The sequence below is a fragment of the Nitrosovibrio sp. Nv6 genome, assembly GCF_900110495.1.
Taxonomy (GTDB): Bacteria; Pseudomonadota; Gammaproteobacteria; order Burkholderiales; family Nitrosomonadaceae; genus Nitrosospira.
The window spans coordinates 353,124-370,436 of record NZ_FODX01000001.1; the positions used below are offsets into that span (position 1 = coordinate 353,124).

The window sequence follows — 17,313 nt, forward strand, 5'->3', positions numbered from 1 at the left end:
GTAATCTGATATTTTGAGGACCAGACAGATCAAATGGGGCAGGAGAAAGACAAAGAATCCGGCATGGCTCTCATCATGACCAAGGCGTGGTCCTGATGATACGGCCCAGTTTATCTGCATAATCCGGGTCGGTCGCGTAGCCCGCCTGTTGCAGGCCTTGCGCAAAGCCCTCCGCGTCCAGTCCCTGCGCCACCCGTGCCATCAATTCCGCATAGCGTGGGTTGCTGCTCAGCAGATTGGCGTAGTCGCGGAACGCGTCGGCGTAGGATTGATAAGCGCGGAACTTTTCCACGCTTTTATGCGCCACACCATTGACGTATTCCGTCGTTACGGTTTCCACTACCGGACCCTTCCAGTTGCTGCCGGCCTTAACGCCGAAAAGGTTGTAGCTGGGCGTGCCGTCCGCCCCGCGTATTTCCCTTTTACCCCACCCGCTTTCCAGCGCGGCTTGTCCCAGCATGAATCGGGCCGGTATGCCCGTTGTCTGGCTGGCCTGCTGGGCGTACGGCATCAGTCTGGCTTGAAACTCGGCTACCTGTAATTGTTGCGCCTGCCATTGCGCTCGAGGCAGGGATGGCACCGGTACCGTTGGTTCCGGTGACCCTAGTGACGTTCGTGTCTGCTGGGATTGCGATTGCGCCGTCGATCCCGGTGCTTGTGATTGCTGTTGCTGGTACGCGTGCGATTGTCGAGGTACCGGAGATGACAATCCTGCGGCTGGCGCTTGTCCAGGCACGATAGCGGTCGGCGCATGCGCGCCCTGCTCCGCCCCTTGTTCCGGTTGGGTCGGCAATCCATGACGCAATTGCCGTATCATCATGTCGGCCAGACCAATGCCATTGGACGACATGCTCTGTGACAGCTGCTGATCCAGCATCGAGATGTAAAGACGGCTCTGCTCGCTATCCATCAGGCTGTCTTTGGGTGTTGCATCGCGCATGCTTTTCAGCATCATGTTCATGAACAGAGCTTCGAACTGTTTGGCGGCAGCTTCAAGCGCAGCCTGGTCTGTCTTGTTCGCCCCGCCTACAACGCGCAATTCGTTGACGGCCTGCACGTCCAGGGCAAATTTGGTAGTAAGGTCAGCCGAAGCAGCCATCAGATGATTTCCAGTTCCGCCCGCAATGCCCCAGCGGATTTCATCGCTTGCAGGATAGACAGCAAGTCCTGCGGTGTGGCGCCGATCGCATTCAACGCCTTCACCACTTCGGCCAAGGACGCGCCTTCCACCATGGTCAGCATGCCGGATTCCTGCTTGATCTCGATGGTCGAGCGCTGTGCCTGCACCGTTCGCCCGCCGGAAAACGGACCCGGTTGACTAATCACGGGCTCAGTACTGACTACTACCGACAAATTGCCGTGAGCAATGGCGCAGGCGTCAACCGTGGCGGACTGATTCATGACTACCGAGCCCGTGCGACTGTTGACAATGACCTTCGCGTGCATCTGCGCCGGCCTGATGTTCATGCTTTCCACTTCCGCAATGAATGCCACGCGTTCATCGCTGCCTTGAGGTGTTCGCACCTGAATTGCCCTGGCGTCCAGCGCGTAAGCGATGCCAGTACCGAAACGCTCATTAATGGCATCCACCACCCGCCGCGTAGTGGAAAAATCCGTGGTATGAAGCTCGAGCCGAATGGTATCTCCCTGGCCCAGCGCAACGGGTACGGCGCGCTCGACAGTAGCGCCGCCGCTGATACGTCCGGCATTGAGGTGGTTAACCTGCACCTTGCTGCCGCTTGCGGCAGCACCGATCCCCCCGACCAGCAGATTGCCCTGCGCCATCCCATAGACCTGACCGTCGGCTCCCTTGAGCGGCGTCATCAGCAACGTGCCGCCCCGCAGGCTTCTGGCATTGCCCATACTGGACACGGTCACATCGACAATCTGTCCTGGCTGAGCAAGCGCCGGCAGGCTCGCCGTAACCATCACTGCCGCAACGTTTCTCAATCGCATGTTGGTACCGGGCGGCACGTTGATGCCCATCTGCATCAGCATATTGTTCAGCGTCTGGATGGTAAAGGGTGTCTGTATGGTCTGATCACCCGTGCCGTCCAGTCCCACCACCAGCCCATATCCGACCAGCTGGTTGGGACGCACACCCTGGATCGAGGCAAGATCCTTGATGCGCTCGGCGTGTGCCGGGGTCGATATCGCGCAGCACCCGAGCCATAACATGAGCAGCGCCTGCAAAGTTTGTTTAAGGATCATGGGTGGTGGCGCAATATTTTGTGGATTGTTCAGAACGGCGAAATAGTGAGGAAAAAGCGCGAAAGCCAGCCCATGGTCTGCGCCTCGTCGATGTAGCCGTTGGCCTTGTACTCGATTTTCGCATCTGCCACCTGAACCGATGAGACCATGTTGTTGATGATGGTCTCCGGGCGGACTACACCGGAGAGACGGATGTACTCCGAACCCTGGGTCATGGCAAGCTGCTTTTCGCCGCTTACCACCAGGTTGCGGTTGGGCAGCACTTCAAGCACGGTGACGGTAATCGTCCCGCTGAAATTGTTGGCGGAAGCGGCTTCGCCCCTACCCTCGAACTCGTTGGAAGAGGATGCGCCCAGTTCCACCTTCTTTGTGATAGGCACGCCAAACACCAGGGGAGGAATGCCAAAATTCACCTCGCCATTCTTGTTGGCACTGCTGTTGGACCGCTTGCTTGCATTAGTCCTCTCGTTGAGAACGATGACCAAGGTATCGCCGACCTGGCGCGCGCGTCGATCCTCGAATAACGGTTGGTGGCTAATGCCGGCCTGGTAGATGGCGCCATTGAGAGGTGGCGCCTCCCTCTGCGCCGCCCGGGAGGACATGGGCTGTTGCACGATCGGCGTCGGGGCCGGGAGGGTAATGCAGCCGGGAAGACCCAGCAGGATGATAGCCGCAAGTGCCGTGAATATCATGGGCGCCACAAGCTGCCCACCTCGCTTGGCTGAACATTTAGCTGAAAAATTCGCAATCATTATTTGATCCGGCGCACAAACAGTAGAAACGTCATACCGGCGGAAGCCGGTATGCGGGCGGCGTGTAAAGCACGCCATTCACTGCTGGTTTGGACTGGATTCCGGGTCAAGCCCGGAATGACGAAATTCATGATATTTTCTTGCCGGATAAAATGAGCTTGCCCATATGATTCCGATGTTTTGCCGGCGCTCCGCCATTCCAACATATGCCATTGCTACATTTGCCCAATTTCTACATCTGTGACAGGCGCTGGAGCATCTGATCCGAGGTCTGGACGGCCTTGCTATTGATTTCGTAAGCGCGCTGAGTCTGGATCATATTGACCAGTTCCTCCACCACGTTGACGTTGGAAGTTTCCACATAACCCTGGCTGAGCAATCCCGTACCATCCGTACCAGGCGTGTTGATGTTGGGTGTGCCGCTGGAGCCGGTTTCCACAAAGAGATTTTCACCTACGCTCTGTAAACCCACCGGATTGATGAACGTGGTAAGTTGCAGCGTGCCGACCTGAACCGGCAGGGGCGAGTCTTGTTGAGTTACGGTGACAACGCCGTCGCGGCCGATGGTAACGCTCAGCGCATTGGGAGGAATGGAGATCGCGGGTTGAATATGATAGCCGCTGGATGTGACTAATTGTCCCTGGGCGTCAATCTGGAGCGAGCCATCCCGCGTGTAGGCCAACGAGCCGTCCGGCCGTAAAACCTCGAAGAATCCCTGGCCCTGAATCGCCACGTCTTTCCAGTTCCCGGTCTGTTGCAAATTGCCCTGGGTCAATACACGCTCCGTTGCGACGGGCCTGACGCCGGTACCGATCTGCAAGCCGGACGGCAATTGTGTCTGCTGCGACGATTGAGCACCGGGCTGGCGCAAGGTCTGGTATATCAGATCCTCGAACACGGCGCGCGAGCGCTTGAATCCATTGGTGCTGACATTCGCCAGATTATTGGCGATGACATCCATCTGGGTCTGTTGTGCATCCAGACCGGTCTTTGAAATCCAGAGTGAGCGGATCAACTGAGTCTCCTAAAGGTTAAGCGTAATTTATCGCGGTCCTGTGGTCACCTATGCGGGCCAAACCTCGATTCACAGCATTTACGACATCGTATAACAGCATGGATAAAGGCTATATCCTGAAAAGAGGGGCCAACACCATGCTTATCCTGTTTTCATCCTGGTCTTGTTATCTGATGCAGGGTGACCAGGGTGATTACTAGCGTGAATCAAGAATTGACCGACAGCAGAACGCTGGCGCGCTGGGCGTTACCCTCGGCGTTCTGCAGCATCTTCATGTGCATTTCAAACTGGCGGGAAAGCGAGATCATGTCGACCAGCGCCTCGACTACATTGACATTGCTGCCCTCGAGTGCGCCGCTTTTGATTGTGACCTTCGCATCCGCCTCGGCCTCACCCCCGCCTGCCAGGCGGAACAGCCCATCCAGACCGCGCGTAAGCTGACCTTCTGGCGGATTGACGAGCTTGATGCGGTCTATCATCACGGAGATATTCGGCTCACTCGTCCCGGCACCGGCGGGCACGGAAGAGATCACCCCATCCCTGGCGATTGTGACAAGCGTATTGGGGGGAATCGAAATCGTACCTCCATCTCCCTTTACGCTCAGGCCGCTACGCGTCTGTAACACACCGTTGGCGCTCACATGCAGGTCCCCGTTGCGGGTATATGCCTCGGTCCCATCCTCCATTTGCACGGCTATCCAGCCCGGTCCCTGTATTGCCAGGTCGAGCTCCCGCCCCGTATGCTGCTCGGTACCAGGAGTGAAATCGGCACCAGCGCTTGAATCCACTACAAATGCCCGCGTTGCCAGCGTATCGCTGAATATCGGCACCGCACGCAACACGCTGGTTTCCGCGCGATAGCCAGTCGTGTTCGCATTTGCCAGATTGTGCGCCATGGCGGCTTGCTGTCCCAGCGTATGCTTCGCACCGGTCATCGCAACGTAGATCATGCGATCCATGTTTTACTCCTGTGATATGTGGTTTTAATCAGGTTTAAAGACTGCTGGTATCGATTGAGTAGTTCTGGAAGGAATTTCCCGATTCCGGATGGCATGCCAGGATAGCGGAATCGGGTTTTTTTGGCAGTCGTACTGACTATGCCTTATTTATATCTTTATTTCAGATTTACTATCGTCTGCAGCAACTGGTCCTGAGTTTTGATGGTCTGGGCGTTGGCCTGGTAGACTCGCTGGGCAGTAATCATATTGACCAGCTCCGAGGTAAGCTCTACATTTGAATCCTCAACTGCGCCCGCTTGCAGGACACCCAAACCGCCGGTATCCGGCGTCCCTACCAGGGCGGCGCCAGAGGCAGCGCTTTCCGTCCAGGTGTTATTGCCGCGTAATTCCAGGCCCTGTGGATTGGCAAAATTGGCTAACGCAACCTGTCCCAGGGTTAAAAATTTACCGCTTGAGTAGCTGCCGCTGATTATGCCGTCAGCGCCAACCGCGAAGCCGGTAAGGCGGCCCGAGGTATAGCCGTCCTGGTTTAGCGCATTAACGCCGGAGTTGGATCCGAATTGGGTCGTGCCGGTGAAGTCCAGATCGAAAACCAGGGGATTGACAGCACCGGTAGTGACCGGTGCTGTCAGACTGAATGTGCTGGAACTTGCCGGGTCAAGAGCGCCATTGGATAAAAAGTTCAGCGGGCCTACCGGTGCACCGCCGTTGAGCAATGTGCCATCATTGGCGGCAAATACATCCCAGCTGTTGGTACCTGTCTTGAGGAAATAAGCCGAAAGCGTGCTTGGATTGCCCAGGCTGTCGTGAATCGATAGAGAGGTTGAGCTGTGGTACGTCGTCGGATCGGTGAGGTCGAATGCGGCCGAACTCAGCGCTGCTTCCCGCGAATCCAGGTTAACCACCCCGTTCACCAGCGTGGTTGCCGCAGGCGGTGAATCAGCCGTCGAAATACGCAGATCGGTTGGCGCGGAGGCATTGATCACTCCGGCGGCCGTCGCTGTATACCCCGTAAGACGCAGCCCGCTGCTGTTGACAATATAGCCATCCTTGTCCGGGTGAAATTGACCATTGCGTGAGTAACTGATAGCACCCTGGTCGCTCAACCGATAGAAGCCGTTGCCGTTGATTGCAATGTCGAGTGGATTATTGGATACGGTGATACTGCCCTGATTGAACTGCTGCGCAATATCGGCCACCTTGACACCGATCCCGGCCTGGAGGCTGCTCCCGCCCGAAAGCGAGTTGGCAAATACATCCGCAAATTGGGCCTGCGACTGCTTGAATCCCACCGTATTGGTGTTTGCTACGTTGTTACCTATTACGTCCAGGTTCTTGGACGCTGCATTCAAGCCGCTTAAGCCTTGCTGAAAACTCATGATTACTCCTTGGGTAGCGTCTCATCCTGAGACGGATATTCGATTAGTGCCGTTTAAAAAATCTGTTTGACGTCCGTCAGCCCCACCGGTCCAAGCGTTCCAACATTCAACTGTACACCCTGACTACCTTGGGAAACGCCTTGAACCGATCCGAATGCCAGGGTTTTCGCATCGATCTTCTGGTCGCCGCGCAGCGCGCTGACGCTAACGCTATAAACTCCGTCAGTGGCCGCTGCGCCATCAGTGGTCATGCCATCCCATGTGAGTGCGAGAGAACCCGCCGGTTTCGCGCCAAGATCCATGACCTGCATTGCGCGACCCGAGGCGTCGTGTATCGTGACCTTCACCTGATCTGCGGCATGCGGCAGTTCAAGGCCGAAAATTCCACTACCGCCAGTCAGTTGCAACATTGAACCGGGCACAAGTACGTCTTTTCCGATCATGGTTGCAGCTTGCAGGGATTGTCCCGCGTTAAAGCTGCTCGCCATGGCCTGGATGTTTGCGTTAAGTTTCTCTATGCCGTTCACCGTGCTGATTTGCGCCAGTTGCGTCGTCACTTGAGCGTTGTCAAGCGGATTGAGAGGATCCTGATTCTTCATTTGCGTAACCAGCAGCTTGAGAAACCGGTCCTGCACCTCATCCGCAACGGGTTTGGGTGTATTTGCAGCGCCATACAATGAAAATATTTTTGTGGCTGATTGCGGATCCTGAATCGTGCTCATGATTTCTTCCTCATTGTCCGATAGTTAAAGTTTTCAGCAGGAGCGTCTTCGCAGTATTCATCATGTCCACATTGTTCTGGTACGAACGCGAAGCGGAAATCATATCGACCATCTCCTCCACCACGTTTACATTTGGCATAGTCACAAAACCCTCCTCGTTCGCCATCGGATGGGTCGGCTCGTATATCAGCTTCATCGGTGATTGATCCTCAAGGACTCGAGATACCTTGACGCCGGTGGCGGCATTGTTGGGATCGGCGCTGGCGGCTGACGGAATACTCATGAACAGCACCTGTTTGGCCTTATAAGGCTGACCGTTGGAAGTCACCGCGCTATCGGCGTTGGCGAGGTTGCTCGCCACCACGTTCAGGCGCTGATTCTGCGCGGTCATGGCTGATCCCGCGACAGTGAAAATATTGAATAAAGACATGATAGGGTCTCTCCTTAACCTTGAATGGCAGCGCGCATGATCTTGATCTGGTCGCTGATGAATGTGAGATTGGCTTCGTAGTGGATGGAGTTGTCGGCGAACTGGCTGCGCTCTACATCCATGTCCACCGTATTGCCATCCACGCTTCCTTGTACAGCAGAACGGTACAGCAGCGGCGCACCGCCTGCCGTGCCGCTGACACTGCCGGGCGATGCAATGTGATTGGGGGCGCTTGTCACCAGCTTCACGACCCGATTGCCGTTCGCATTTTCCAGCGCGTCCTTGAAGTTGATGTCTCGCGCCTTGAAATTAGGGGTATCCGCGTTGGCGATATTGGAAGCGATCAATTGCTGGCGATGGGCTCGCAGATTGGCGGCGTCCTGGAAGAAACGAAATGTTCCATCAAGCTTATCAATCATGAATTCCTCTCAGGCAATGCACTGCTTCGATCTGTCAATGCTGGTCAATGCCGGTCAATGCTGTTTATACACATGAGTTATGGTATTTCATGGCCTGTCTACCCAAAAGACAGATTAACGGGGTAAAAACCCTTTATCTCAACGCTTCCCTGGTCCAAATTCCTGTCTTACTTGCAAGGCCGTGCTATGAGGCGCAGCCCTGCGGTCTCATCGGTCACTGCGGGGCGCTGTGTATCCAGCGCGAAAATAGTTCGTTGAGACAGAATCCGGATAAGTGAGGTCCGATTAGCCGCGATACCAAGAATACGGTGACATGCATCAGGTCGATTCACTGAATAACGGATAAAACCAGCCTCAGTTCCGCAGGCAGTTGCGATATGTCCAGACTAAAATACCGCTACCCTCCGCTCGGCCCGGTTCGGCCTGATCCAGGGCATTCTTTCAAGGAATCTGTCATGTTCATCATGCCCATCATTAGCTTGCGACGCCTGTCATGCCATTTCAGCCTGATCGTGTTTCTGTCGGTGCCCGCTGCGGCATCAGCCTCTGCCAGCGCGAAACAGGACCATCGTCTTATTCAGGACGTTGCTCTGGATTTTCTGCGTACACAGTCAGCCGGTCTACCGGGTCAGGTTGATATCACCCTTGGCGCAATCGACGCACGGGTCAACCTTCCCGTCTGTGCCGCGCTTGAGCCGGCATTGCCGCCTGGTAGCCGGCCATGGGGCAATACGACGGTGATCGTCCGTTGCTCCGTGCCAAATACTTGGACTATTTATGTCCGCGCAACCGTGAAAGTGGTGGCGGATTATGTAGTGAGTACCCGTCCGTTAACGCAGGGCCATATACTTGCCCCTGCAGACTTGACCATACGCAGTGGAGATCTGACCCAGCTTCCACCAGGCATCGTCACTGACCTGAATCAGGCGACCGGCAGGGCGCTGACCAGCAGCCTCCCCTTCGGCAGCCCCGTGCGCCAGGACATGCTGCGCGCGCAAGCAGCCGTAATACAGAATCAAAACGTGAAACTGATTTCCAGCGGACCCGGATTCAGCGTATCCGGTGAGGGGAAAGCACTTAACAACGCGGCGGAAGGCCAGTTGGTACAGGTAAGAAGTGCGTCAGGCTCGGTAATTAGCGGAATCGCGCGAGCCGGAGCAATAGTCGTGATAAGTTATTGAGGAAACGCTACTATGACTGACTTGAGCTGGCCTTAATGGTTGCCGTTATAGTAGGGGCGCGATCTCGATTTTCACCCAGGTTGCCGTAGATATATGGTTAACTGTGACGGCAGGATAAATGGAACCAGAGTGATCCTCAGTATTTCCATTTGAAGAATGGCTATAACAATATGCAGGCAAATTTTCACCGATAAAATTGGCCTAAAGTTCCTCACGAGGTCGCCGTTAAATATTTACGGTTAACTGCAGGAGATACACCCTATGAAAATAGAAAATTCCATCAAGACTACACCAGCCTCGCCTGTCGGCGAGGCGCTGGTATCCTCTGCCAGACCCGGACAAAGATCAGCGGAGATTGCTACACCAAACGAACCGGGTAACACAGGCGACAGCGTTAAACTCAGTACGCATCTGCAAAGCATCGAGAAAAACCTGGCTACCGGTGAAGTTTTTGACGCCGCTCGGGTGGCTGAAATCAAGCAGGCAATCAGCGAGGGCCGGTTCGTCGTGAACGCTGGCAAGGTGGCTGATGGTTTGCTGGAGACGGTGCGAGACCTGATCCGCACCAGGCAGGGCTAACTTGACCAACAGCGTTTTTGATCCGATTGCAGGCGTCCCCCGCGAACGTGACGCGACGCTGGCGTTCATTGATGTTTTGCGCCGCGAGCAGCACGCATTGCAGCATTCGGATGCGTCTTTGTTACTGTCGCTGGCAACGGAAAAAGCGCGTCATGCCCAACAATTGGCCCAACTGACAAATGCGCGCAACTGCTGGCTCGCGATGTCGGGCTACTCGCAGGATCGCGTTGGCATGGAGCGTGGGCTGCAAGATTGGCCAGCTGCCGCCGATTCGTGGCGGGACCTGCTTCAGCTGGCTGAAACAGCAAATGAACTCAATAATATCAACAGCATAATTGTCGGTCAGCGGCTGCGCTATAACCAGCAGAGGCTTTCAGCGCTCCAGGCAGCTACCCGCAGTGCTCAAGGCGCTGGTCTGTATGGATCGGACGGACAACCCCAGCCATTCCCTGGCGGACGCATGCTTGGCGAAGTCTGATCCGTGGGGTGTGCGTTCTAGACCTCAGTCATCAAGTCTGCAAGGAATATCTCAGAGGCGGGAAATCATTATCGGTAATGCAATGCCGTGGCTTGAGCTATCCGCCAGGACTCCAGGCAGATCTTCAGGCAGGATTTCAGGAAAGACCTGGGGCAAGGATTCGGGTGGGGTGGAAAGAATCATAACCGTGACCCGCCGATTGCGCATACGGCCCTCCTCACTGTCATTAGTGTCGACAGGCCGGTTTTCGCCATGGCCCACGGCTGTCAGGCGGCTCGCATCCACTCCCTGGTTGATCAGCAACCGTACAACACTGCTGGCGCGCATTGCCGACAATTCCCAATTGGAAGGAAATTTCTCAGTGATCGGGATATTGTCGGTGTGGCCTTCCACCTGAATCGCATAGTCGTCATTCTTCAACACCAGCGCCACCGCCTCAAGCACCCTGCTCGAATTCTCCTGAACTTCCGCCTGGCCCGGCGCAAACAGCACGCTGGCATTGATTTCCACACCCAGCCCCACGCTACTGCGAACGACTCGCACCTGGCCGTTCTCTACAAGGGGGGCGAAGGTGGACACCAGGTCATGGGCGATGGCCGCCATCCTTTCCTGTTGCCGGCGCCGTGTTTCTTCAAGATGATTTGCCTTTTTAATCGCCTGGCTGTCCGCAATCGAAGGTACTGGATCCGGTACCGGTACTACCACGTTGCGTTGATCCGTTTGCGCGTCGAGAGCATTGACAAGGGACTCCGCCAACACGCGGGATTTGCCCGCATTTACTTGGGAGATCGCGTACATGACGACAAACAGTGCAAGCAGAAGGGTGATAAAGTCCGCGTAGGACACCAGCCAGCGCTCGTGATTTTCATGCTCTTCCGGTTTATGCCTGCGTGGCATCTTGGCTCCAGGTTGTGGATTATGGATGAGTGCGGAACGCGCTCTCCCGCAAGCATTTTCGTTTATTCTTTGTCACCGCTATCCGGGCTAGCCGCATCTTCAACTTTACCTGTCAGGGCCGTTTGTTGGTTGTTTTTCATTATTTCTCCTTAATGGATTGCTTCAGGTACTGCGACTTTACGTCATCATCAATATTCGTCTATCAGACATGTCTTACACTACATAGCCCCCAAGCCGTCCCGCGATCAGGCGCGGATTCTCGCCTTTCGCAATTCCCACCAGCCCATCCACCAGCATTTCACGCATCAGTACCTGACGGGCAATGAGGGTTTTCAGCTTGTTCGCTATTGGCAGAAACGCCAGATTGGCCAATCCAACGCCATAAATGGTCGCGACGAACGCCACGGCAATACCGGCACCCAGGTGGGTGGGGTCCGACAAATTCTCCATTACCTGGATAAGTCCCATTACGGCTCCCAGAATACCAATCGTCGGTGCATATCCACCCGCCGCTTCCCATACCCTGGCGCCCTGACGATGAAGTTCGTCGAACGTATCGATCTCTACCTCCAGCACGCGCTTCAATACGAGCGGATCCGTACCATCGACTACCAGTTGCAATCCCTTTTTTACGAACGGATCATCGATGCCTTCGATATGTGAATCCAGCGAGAGGAAACCTTCTTTGCGCGCCGCAGCACTCCAGACAGCGATATGCTCTACCACTGCTGGCGCGTCGAGTCGCGGTGGAACGAATACCCAGCGGCTCATTTTCATGCCCAGCACAAACTGGCGCACGGGGCTTTGCAACAGCACCGCGCCCAGCGTGCCGCCCAGCACCATGGCAAAGGCGGTAAACTGGACAAGCGATCCCGGATTGCCGCCTTCCATCGCTTGTGCGCCAAAAACCGCGACTAACGCAACAACGATACCGATTATGCTATTGAGGTCCATGCGCATTCCTTGAGTCTGGCGCGAAGCCGCGCAACAGCCTGGCTATGAATTTGGCATACTCTGGATTCAGATACACCCAGAATCGCGCCAATCTCCTTGAAATTCAATTCCTGCTCGTAGTACAGGCCCATCAGCATCTTCTCGCGCTCGGGCAGGCTGCCTATCGCGCTGATCAGCGCTTGCCGGAGATCGCTATCCAGCAGGTTTGCCAGGGGGTCATCGGAGTCAGGGGTATCAGCGGCGCAGTTGCGCTCCAGAAAATTGTCATCATCGCTATCGGCGAAGTCTTCATAGTGGATTAGCTGAGCGCCGCGCGCATCGAGCAGCATCTGGTGATAACCGGCGATAGGCACTCCTAATTCCCCAGCTATCTCGATCTCGCTGGGCGAACGGCCAAGGCGTTGCTGCAGCGCGTTAATGGCCGCCTCGATCTGACGCATGTTCCTGCGCGCTCCACGCGGAAGCCAGTCCATCTGGCGCAATTCATCCAGCATCGCGCCGCGAATGCGCTGCTGCGCATAAGTCTCGAATTGAGCGCCGGGTATTTCCTCGTAGCGATTCAGCGCATCCATCAAGCCGATCATTCCAACCTGGATCAGGTCATCGGCCTCCACGCTGCCCGGCAGCCGGGCAATCATGTGATGAGCAATTCGTTTGACAAGCGGAGCAAACGTGACGAGTTGCTGCTGTTTGTCGATCGCACCGCTTGAGGTGTACATTGTCTGATTCATCGTGAGCTCGTACTTAATCCATTGACAATGCTGCTTTGACTGCTTTGCAAAAGCCCCTGCATGAAGCGTTCCAGACCTCTTCCCTCGGTCGCTGATTCAGCGTCCTGACGGGGACGGTCTGTCAATAATTCCGCCACATGATGGAATGCAATCGCTGAAGCCGAAGGTTGAAATGTGCCGGCAACCGGCGGTCCAAGGCAGAGCTTTCGGTCCTGCGGGATAAAGCCCATGAAGTCGAGCTCCACCTCCAGATAGCACCTGGCTGCCCCAGCCATGTTGTCAAAAATCATCTGCGCTTCGGTCTCGTTACGGGCCCTGTTGACCAGTACGTTGAAATTTCGCCGTTTGTCGTGATAGAAGCCACTGATATGCTTGATCAGCGCGTAGGCGGCGGTAATCGAGGGCGGCTCGGGAGAAACAATCACGACGATCTCATGCGTGGAAAAGGTAAACGGAAGAAGACAACTGGATCGGCCCGGTGCGGCGTCAATCAATACCAAATCCACCGGCTGAGCAAGATGCGCAAAACAGCCGATCAGATAAGCCCGGTCGTCCGCGCTGAGCTTCTCCAGCACACGCATGCCGCGCCCTGCCGGCAGGATAAAAAACCCTTCGGGACCCGAAATGATGACGTCATCCAGGGTCTTGTCGCGCCGGATCACATCCAGCAGATCCCGGTGCGCATTGAGGCCTAGCGTAGCACTGACGTTACTGGCGCTCGCATTCTCGTCGATCACCAGTACGTTTCTACCGTTGCGTGCCAGCGCCGCGGCGAGATTGATCACCGCCGTTGTCCTGCCCGCGCCTGTATTGCCGGAAGTGACGGTGATAACACGCAAAAAGTCCTGCACCAGTAAGCGGCGCAGTCCTTCTGCCTGGTCATGGATCGGCTCAGCCAAGGCGGGCCCCACTCATGTCCGTCTTGCGCGCGCCCTTGTTGCCGTCGGGCATGACTAATGAGAACGCCTCTTCCGCCATGGCGAAGGGAGAATCAGAAGGCGTATTTTCCAGGGCACAGCTAATCAGGCGCGCGGCGTCAGCCATTTCCAGGTCTTCTGGAACCCGCTGACCCTGCGCAACATAGTAAAGCGGCAAGCAATGGCGAATTGCGGTGTCGAGCGCGCAGCCTATACTGACCGCTTCGTCCAGCTTGGTTAAGATCGCTCCTGCCAGACCATCGCCTCGATAGGCGTGGGCGACTTCATTCAGCGTATGTCCATTTGAAGCGGCATTGAGCAGCAACAGTCGTTTGACCTCAGTACCGCAACCGGCGAGCATCGCAACTTGTTCGGCCACCATCTGGTCACGCTGGCCCATACCCACCGTGTCGATCAGCACCATATGCTTGCCGCGCAGTTCAGCCAGGGCAAGGGTCAAGTCCTGCGTGTCCCTCACGGCATGCACGGTTACACCCAGTATCTTGCCGTAAATCCGCAGTTGCTCGTGTCCGCCGATGCGGTAGCCGTCGGTAGTCAGCAATGCAAGCTTGTCCGCTCCATGACGCACCACACAACGCGCAGCAAGCTTCGCGGTAGTCGTCGTCTTGCCCACGCCCGTTGGGCCAACCAGCGCATATACTCCCCCCTTTTCGAGAAGTTCTCGCTCGCTGCTCATGGTCTGCAGATTGCCGGCCAATATTGTTTTTGCCTGGCTTATTGCGCCTTTTTCGTCAATATCGCCAGGTAACTGGTTCATCAGGTCGTGCGCGAGGGAACTGCTGAAGCCCGCCGCCAGTAACTGGCGCAGCAATCGTCCACGAATGGGATCGCGGCGTTCTTGCTCGTTCCAGTTCAGTGTGGTCAATTGTTCCAGGGTGCCGTGCATCAACTTGATTTCTCTGAGAACGCTCGCAGCCACGTCGTCCGCGACCTGACGAAAGTCGAGTGCGGACGGACGCCTTTTGCCGGGAGCCGGGGTATCCGGCTTCGCTTGCGATCGGCGATCATTCCGTTTCCGTTTACCAGTACCGCCAACATCTGCCGCTGCGGTTTTGATCACCGTTTGCCGCCCCATCTCAGGATCAGGAGAATTTGTTGGTGAACCCCGTTTTTTGCCGGCACTTGCCGAGTCCGGCGTCACATTCACTATTGGCGCTATTGGGCCAGACAATCCACTTGTCAATCCACTTGTTTTGGGTAGTTCGATTGCGGGATCTGAAATTGCCGCATGATCTGAAATCGCTCCATTCCCTCTCCATCGCTCCTGCTTCTCAGGAGGGATGAAAAGATTGGGCCGAGGTGGATATTTACCATCTGTGCCGCCTTTCTCCACATGCGAAGTTCGCATCTGGCGTCCAGGTTTGGCCGCATTCTGTTTCTTGCCTGCCTCGGACACAGACCCTGCTTCATCAAGCTCGGACGGCGGCAGCAGCAAGGTCATGTCATTATTGCTCAAGGCCAGTATCTCGACACCGCCATCCATCGCTCGATTGGACAGAATTACGCCTTCGGACCCGAGTGCTTCGCGCACCTTGCGCAAAGCTTCACTGGTGGTTTTAGCGAAAAATCTTTTGATGCTCATGCTCTGGCTCCCAGAATGGATGTGACTTTAATGTTGCTGGAATCGGGTACTTCGGCGTGTGATAGTATCTTGAGCTGGGGTACAGCGCGGCGCAGGAAGCGCGCCAGTAATGTCCGTAGCGGTGCGGGTACCAGCAGTACCGGCACAAGACCGACCTGTTCCTGCCGCTGGCTCGCCCCCGAGGCTTCGCGCAGCAGCGTGTCGGCCAGACCCGGTTCGATGCCGGTCCCGTTCGGGCTGGCCTGCAACGCTTGCGTGAGCAGTCTTTCCAGCCCCGAATCCAGCGCCATGACCTGCAACTCGCCGGCCTGCGGCCATATTTGCTGGACGATTGCCCGACCCAATGCGATACGCACCAGAGCCGTTAATTCGTGCGGGTCCTGTATCCGGGCAGCATGCTCGGTAAGAGCGTCAACGATGGTTCGCATATCGCGAATGTGCACATTCTCTTCGAGCAGATTCTGCAAGACCTTCTGCAGGGTAGAGAGCGAGAGCAGCTTCGGAATAAGATCCTCTATCAGCTTGGGCGAGTCCTTTGCCAGGCGGTCGAGTAATTGCTGCACTTCCACGCGTCCCAGCAACTCCGCCGCATGACCATGCACCAGGTGATTCAAATGGGTAGCCACGACCGTACCGGCATCCACCACTGTATAGCCCAGCATCTGGGCCTGCTCGCGCTGGTTGGCTTCAATCCATACGGCCGGCAGTCCGAATGCAGGGTCGGCGGTGGCGAGGCCAGGCAAGTTGGCGGAGGCGCTACCCGGATTGATTGCCAGGTACTGGCCCACGGTGACCTCGCCGGCGCCAATCACCACACCTTTGAGCGTGATTCGATATCCATTGGGGCGTAACTCCAGATTGTCGCGGATGTGTACCGGTGGGGGGAGATAGCCGACTTCCTGAGCGAATTTCTTGCGTACGCCTTTGATCCGCCTCAGCAGCTCCCCATCCTGAATCCTGTCCACCAGTGGGATCAGCCGGTATCCCACCTCCAGTCCCAGGATGTCCACGGGCATCACGTCATCCCAACTCGCGTCCTGCGCTTCCGGTTGCGCGGGCAGCGCCGCCGGCGCATGCGCCGCAGCCTGTTTGTTGCGCCGGATCATCACATATGCGCCCGCGCCCAGGACAGCGGCCAGGAGCAGAAAAGCAATATGCGGCATACCCGGTATCAGGCCCATGAGGCCGATGATGGCAGCGGTCAGGATCAGTACCTGCGGCCGTGAAAAGAGCTGGCCTGCCAGTTGGGTGCTGATATTTTCATCTGTGCCGACGCGGCTCACCACCAGACCTGCGGCGGTAGAGATGATGAGCGCTGGAATCTGTGCAACGAGACCATCGCCGATGGCAAGCAGGGTATAATTTTTTGCCGCGGTCGCCATGTCAAGGTCGTGCTGCATCATGCCGATGATCAGGCCGCCGATCACATTGATAAACAGAATCAGGATGCCGGCGATCGCATCGCCTCTCACAAACTTGCTGGCGCCGTCCATCGAACCGTAGAACTCTGCTTCCTGGGCTATGGTAGCGCGGCGTTTGCCGGCCTCCTCCTCCCCGATGAGGCCGGCGTTCAGGTCCGCGTCGATTGCCATCTGCTTGCCCGGCATCGCATCCAGCGTAAATCGTGCGGCGACCTCCGCAATGCGGCCGGCGCCCTTGGTAATTACGATGAAGTTGATCACCACCAGAATGATGAAAACGACAATGCCCACCGTGTAGTTGCCGCCGACGAGATAATGACCAAACGCTTCAATCACTTTTCCGGCCGCGTCCGGTCCATTATGTCCTTCCATCAGAACGATGCGGGTCGATGCGACGTTTAGCGATAACCGCAACAGTGTCGAAAGCAGCAGCACTGTCGGAAATACGGCAAAATCCAGCGGTTTGAGCGTGTGAATGCTGACCAGCAACACCATGATGGAGAGCGCGATGTTGAAGGTGAACATCATGTCCAGCAGGAATGCGGGCAGCGGCAGCACCATCATGCCGAGAATCATGAGTATCAATAACGGGCCGGCGAAACTGTGTACCTTCACGCCGCTGAACAGGTAAATCAGTTTTGCCGTTAATGTCGTCAAAGTCATGT

At 56.1% G+C, this 17,313-nt stretch carries 18 protein-coding genes; 3 read left to right on the plus strand and 15 right to left on the minus strand.

Annotation, left to right across the window (positions count from 1 at the left end; all coding sequences use genetic code 11):
* Nucleotides 1–73: 73 nt before the first annotated feature.
* The 9 genes from flgJ to flgB form a co-directional block, all read right to left on the minus strand.
* Nucleotides 74–1,099, minus strand: coding sequence for a flagellar assembly peptidoglycan hydrolase FlgJ (flgJ, locus tag BMX66_RS01735; RefSeq protein WP_090877777.1), 1,026 nt, complete (start codon nucleotides 1,097–1,099; stop codon nucleotides 74–76).
* The gene (locus BMX66_RS01740) at nucleotides 1,099–2,178 is read right to left on the minus strand and encodes a flagellar basal body P-ring protein FlgI (protein WP_255398836.1); all 1,080 of its coding nucleotides are present in this window, start codon (nucleotides 2,176–2,178) and stop codon (nucleotides 1,099–1,101) included. The genes flgJ and BMX66_RS01740 overlap by 1 nt, the downstream gene beginning before the upstream one ends.
* A gap of 62 nt (nucleotides 2,179–2,240) precedes the next feature.
* On the minus strand, nucleotides 2,241–2,903 hold the full coding sequence (locus tag BMX66_RS01745) for a flagellar basal body L-ring protein FlgH (protein WP_369826957.1): 663 nt from the start codon (nucleotides 2,901–2,903) through the stop codon (nucleotides 2,241–2,243).
* A 292-nt stretch (nucleotides 2,904–3,195) separates the two neighbouring features.
* Nucleotides 3,196–3,978 (minus strand): flagellar basal-body rod protein FlgG, encoded by a 783-nt coding sequence (flgG, locus tag BMX66_RS01755; protein ID WP_090877785.1) that lies wholly within the window; start codon nucleotides 3,976–3,978, stop codon nucleotides 3,196–3,198.
* Between the two features lie 206 nt (nucleotides 3,979–4,184).
* Entirely contained in the window at nucleotides 4,185–4,937 is a 753-nt protein-coding gene (locus BMX66_RS01760) for a flagellar basal body rod protein FlgF (protein WP_090877787.1), read from the minus strand.
* Nucleotides 4,938–5,092: 155 nt separating this feature from the next.
* Entirely contained in the window at nucleotides 5,093–6,316 is a 1,224-nt protein-coding gene (gene flgE, locus BMX66_RS01765) for a flagellar hook protein FlgE (RefSeq protein WP_090877789.1), read from the minus strand.
* A gap of 53 nt (nucleotides 6,317–6,369) precedes the next feature.
* A complete protein-coding gene (locus BMX66_RS01770; protein WP_090877791.1) occupies nucleotides 6,370–7,038 on the minus strand; it encodes a flagellar hook assembly protein FlgD in 669 nt (222 codons plus the stop codon).
* A gap of 10 nt (nucleotides 7,039–7,048) precedes the next feature.
* Complete coding sequence (flgC, locus tag BMX66_RS01775; RefSeq protein WP_090877794.1) at nucleotides 7,049–7,468, minus strand: flagellar basal body rod protein FlgC; 420 nt, start codon at nucleotides 7,466–7,468, stop codon at nucleotides 7,049–7,051.
* A 14-nt stretch (nucleotides 7,469–7,482) separates the two neighbouring features.
* Nucleotides 7,483–7,887: a flagellar basal body rod protein FlgB gene (flgB, locus tag BMX66_RS01780; RefSeq protein WP_090877796.1), complete on the minus strand. Its 405-nt coding sequence runs from the start codon at nucleotides 7,885–7,887 to the stop codon at nucleotides 7,483–7,485.
* A gap of 377 nt (nucleotides 7,888–8,264) precedes the next feature.
* Between flgB and flgA the strand changes: the two genes are divergently transcribed.
* The 3 genes from flgA (at nucleotide 8,265) to BMX66_RS01795 (ending at nucleotide 10,125) form a co-directional block, all read left to right on the plus strand.
* Nucleotides 8,265–9,068 carry a flagellar basal body P-ring formation chaperone FlgA gene (gene flgA / locus BMX66_RS01785; protein WP_255398757.1) on the plus strand — a complete coding sequence of 268 codons (804 nt, stop codon included), beginning with the start codon at nucleotides 8,265–8,267 and terminating at the stop codon, nucleotides 9,066–9,068.
* A 261-nt stretch (nucleotides 9,069–9,329) separates the two neighbouring features.
* Nucleotides 9,330–9,647, plus strand: coding sequence for a flagellar biosynthesis anti-sigma factor FlgM (gene flgM / locus BMX66_RS01790; protein ID WP_090877798.1), 318 nt, complete (start codon nucleotides 9,330–9,332; stop codon nucleotides 9,645–9,647).
* A 1-nt stretch (nucleotide 9,648) separates the two neighbouring features.
* Nucleotides 9,649–10,125, plus strand: a complete 477-nt coding sequence (locus BMX66_RS01795) for a flagella synthesis protein FlgN (RefSeq protein WP_090877800.1) — start codon at nucleotides 9,649–9,651, stop codon at nucleotides 10,123–10,125.
* Nucleotides 10,126–10,176: 51 nt separating this feature from the next.
* Here BMX66_RS01795 and motD read toward each other — a convergent pair whose 3' ends face one another.
* From motD to flhA, 6 genes are all read right to left on the minus strand, one after another.
* A complete protein-coding gene (gene motD, locus BMX66_RS01800) occupies nucleotides 10,177–11,022 on the minus strand; it encodes a flagellar motor protein MotD (protein ID WP_090877802.1) in 846 nt (281 codons plus the stop codon).
* A 213-nt stretch (nucleotides 11,023–11,235) separates the two neighbouring features.
* On the minus strand, nucleotides 11,236–11,976 hold the full coding sequence (locus tag BMX66_RS01805; RefSeq protein ID WP_090877804.1) for a flagellar motor protein: 741 nt from the start codon (nucleotides 11,974–11,976) through the stop codon (nucleotides 11,236–11,238).
* A complete protein-coding gene (locus BMX66_RS01810; RefSeq protein ID WP_090879696.1) occupies nucleotides 11,958–12,695 on the minus strand; it encodes an RNA polymerase sigma factor FliA in 738 nt (245 codons plus the stop codon). The genes BMX66_RS01805 and BMX66_RS01810 overlap by 19 nt, the downstream gene beginning before the upstream one ends.
* Before the next feature lie 8 nt (nucleotides 12,696–12,703).
* Nucleotides 12,704–13,606: an AAA family ATPase gene (locus tag BMX66_RS01815; RefSeq protein WP_158593361.1), complete on the minus strand. Its 903-nt coding sequence runs from the start codon at nucleotides 13,604–13,606 to the stop codon at nucleotides 12,704–12,706.
* Nucleotides 13,599–15,227, minus strand: a complete 1,629-nt coding sequence (gene flhF, locus BMX66_RS01820) for a flagellar biosynthesis protein FlhF (protein ID WP_090877808.1) — start codon at nucleotides 15,225–15,227, stop codon at nucleotides 13,599–13,601. Before flhF ends, BMX66_RS01815 begins: the two co-directional genes overlap by 8 nt.
* A complete protein-coding gene (gene flhA / locus BMX66_RS01825; protein WP_199679282.1) occupies nucleotides 15,224–17,311 on the minus strand; it encodes a flagellar biosynthesis protein FlhA in 2,088 nt (695 codons plus the stop codon). Before flhA ends, flhF begins: the two co-directional genes overlap by 4 nt.
* Between the last annotated feature and the right edge of the window lie 2 nt (nucleotides 17,312–17,313).

What these genes read in the sequence shown, in the direction of transcription:
- flgJ (WP_090877777.1), bottom strand. Translation starts at nt 1,099, where the DNA reads ATGGCTGCTTCGGCTGACCTTACTACCAAATTTGCCCTGGACGTGCAG.
- BMX66_RS01740 (WP_255398836.1), bottom strand. Translation starts at nt 2,178, where the DNA reads ATGTTATGGCTCGGGTGCTGCGCGATATCGACCCCGGCACACGCCGAG.
- BMX66_RS01745 (WP_369826957.1), bottom strand. Translation starts at nt 2,903, where the DNA reads ATGATATTCACGGCACTTGCGGCTATCATCCTGCTGGGTCTTCCCGGC.
- BMX66_RS01760 (WP_090877787.1), bottom strand. Translation starts at nt 4,937, where the DNA reads ATGGATCGCATGATCTACGTTGCGATGACCGGTGCGAAGCATACGCTG.
- flgE (WP_090877789.1), bottom strand. Translation starts at nt 6,316, where the DNA reads ATGAGTTTTCAGCAAGGCTTAAGCGGCTTGAATGCAGCGTCCAAGAAC.
- BMX66_RS01770 (WP_090877791.1), bottom strand. Translation starts at nt 7,038, where the DNA reads ATGAGCACGATTCAGGATCCGCAATCAGCCACAAAAATATTTTCATTG.
- flgC (WP_090877794.1), bottom strand. Translation starts at nt 7,468, where the DNA reads ATGTCTTTATTCAATATTTTCACTGTCGCGGGATCAGCCATGACCGCG.
- flgB (WP_090877796.1), bottom strand. Translation starts at nt 7,887, where the DNA reads ATGATTGATAAGCTTGATGGAACATTTCGTTTCTTCCAGGACGCCGCC.
- flgA (WP_255398757.1), top strand. Translation starts at nt 8,265, where the DNA reads ATGTCCAGACTAAAATACCGCTACCCTCCGCTCGGCCCGGTTCGGCCT.
- flgM (WP_090877798.1), top strand. Translation starts at nt 9,330, where the DNA reads ATGAAAATAGAAAATTCCATCAAGACTACACCAGCCTCGCCTGTCGGC.
- motD (WP_090877802.1), bottom strand. Translation starts at nt 11,022, where the DNA reads ATGCCACGCAGGCATAAACCGGAAGAGCATGAAAATCACGAGCGCTGG.
- BMX66_RS01805 (WP_090877804.1), bottom strand. Translation starts at nt 11,976, where the DNA reads ATGGACCTCAATAGCATAATCGGTATCGTTGTTGCGTTAGTCGCGGTT.
- BMX66_RS01810 (WP_090879696.1), bottom strand. Translation starts at nt 12,695, where the DNA reads ATGTACACCTCAAGCGGTGCGATCGACAAACAGCAGCAACTCGTCACG.
- flhF (WP_090877808.1), bottom strand. Translation starts at nt 15,227, where the DNA reads ATGAGCATCAAAAGATTTTTCGCTAAAACCACCAGTGAAGCTTTGCGC.
- flhA (WP_199679282.1), bottom strand. Translation starts at nt 17,311, where the DNA reads ATGACTTTGACGACATTAACGGCAAAACTGATTTACCTGTTCAGCGGC.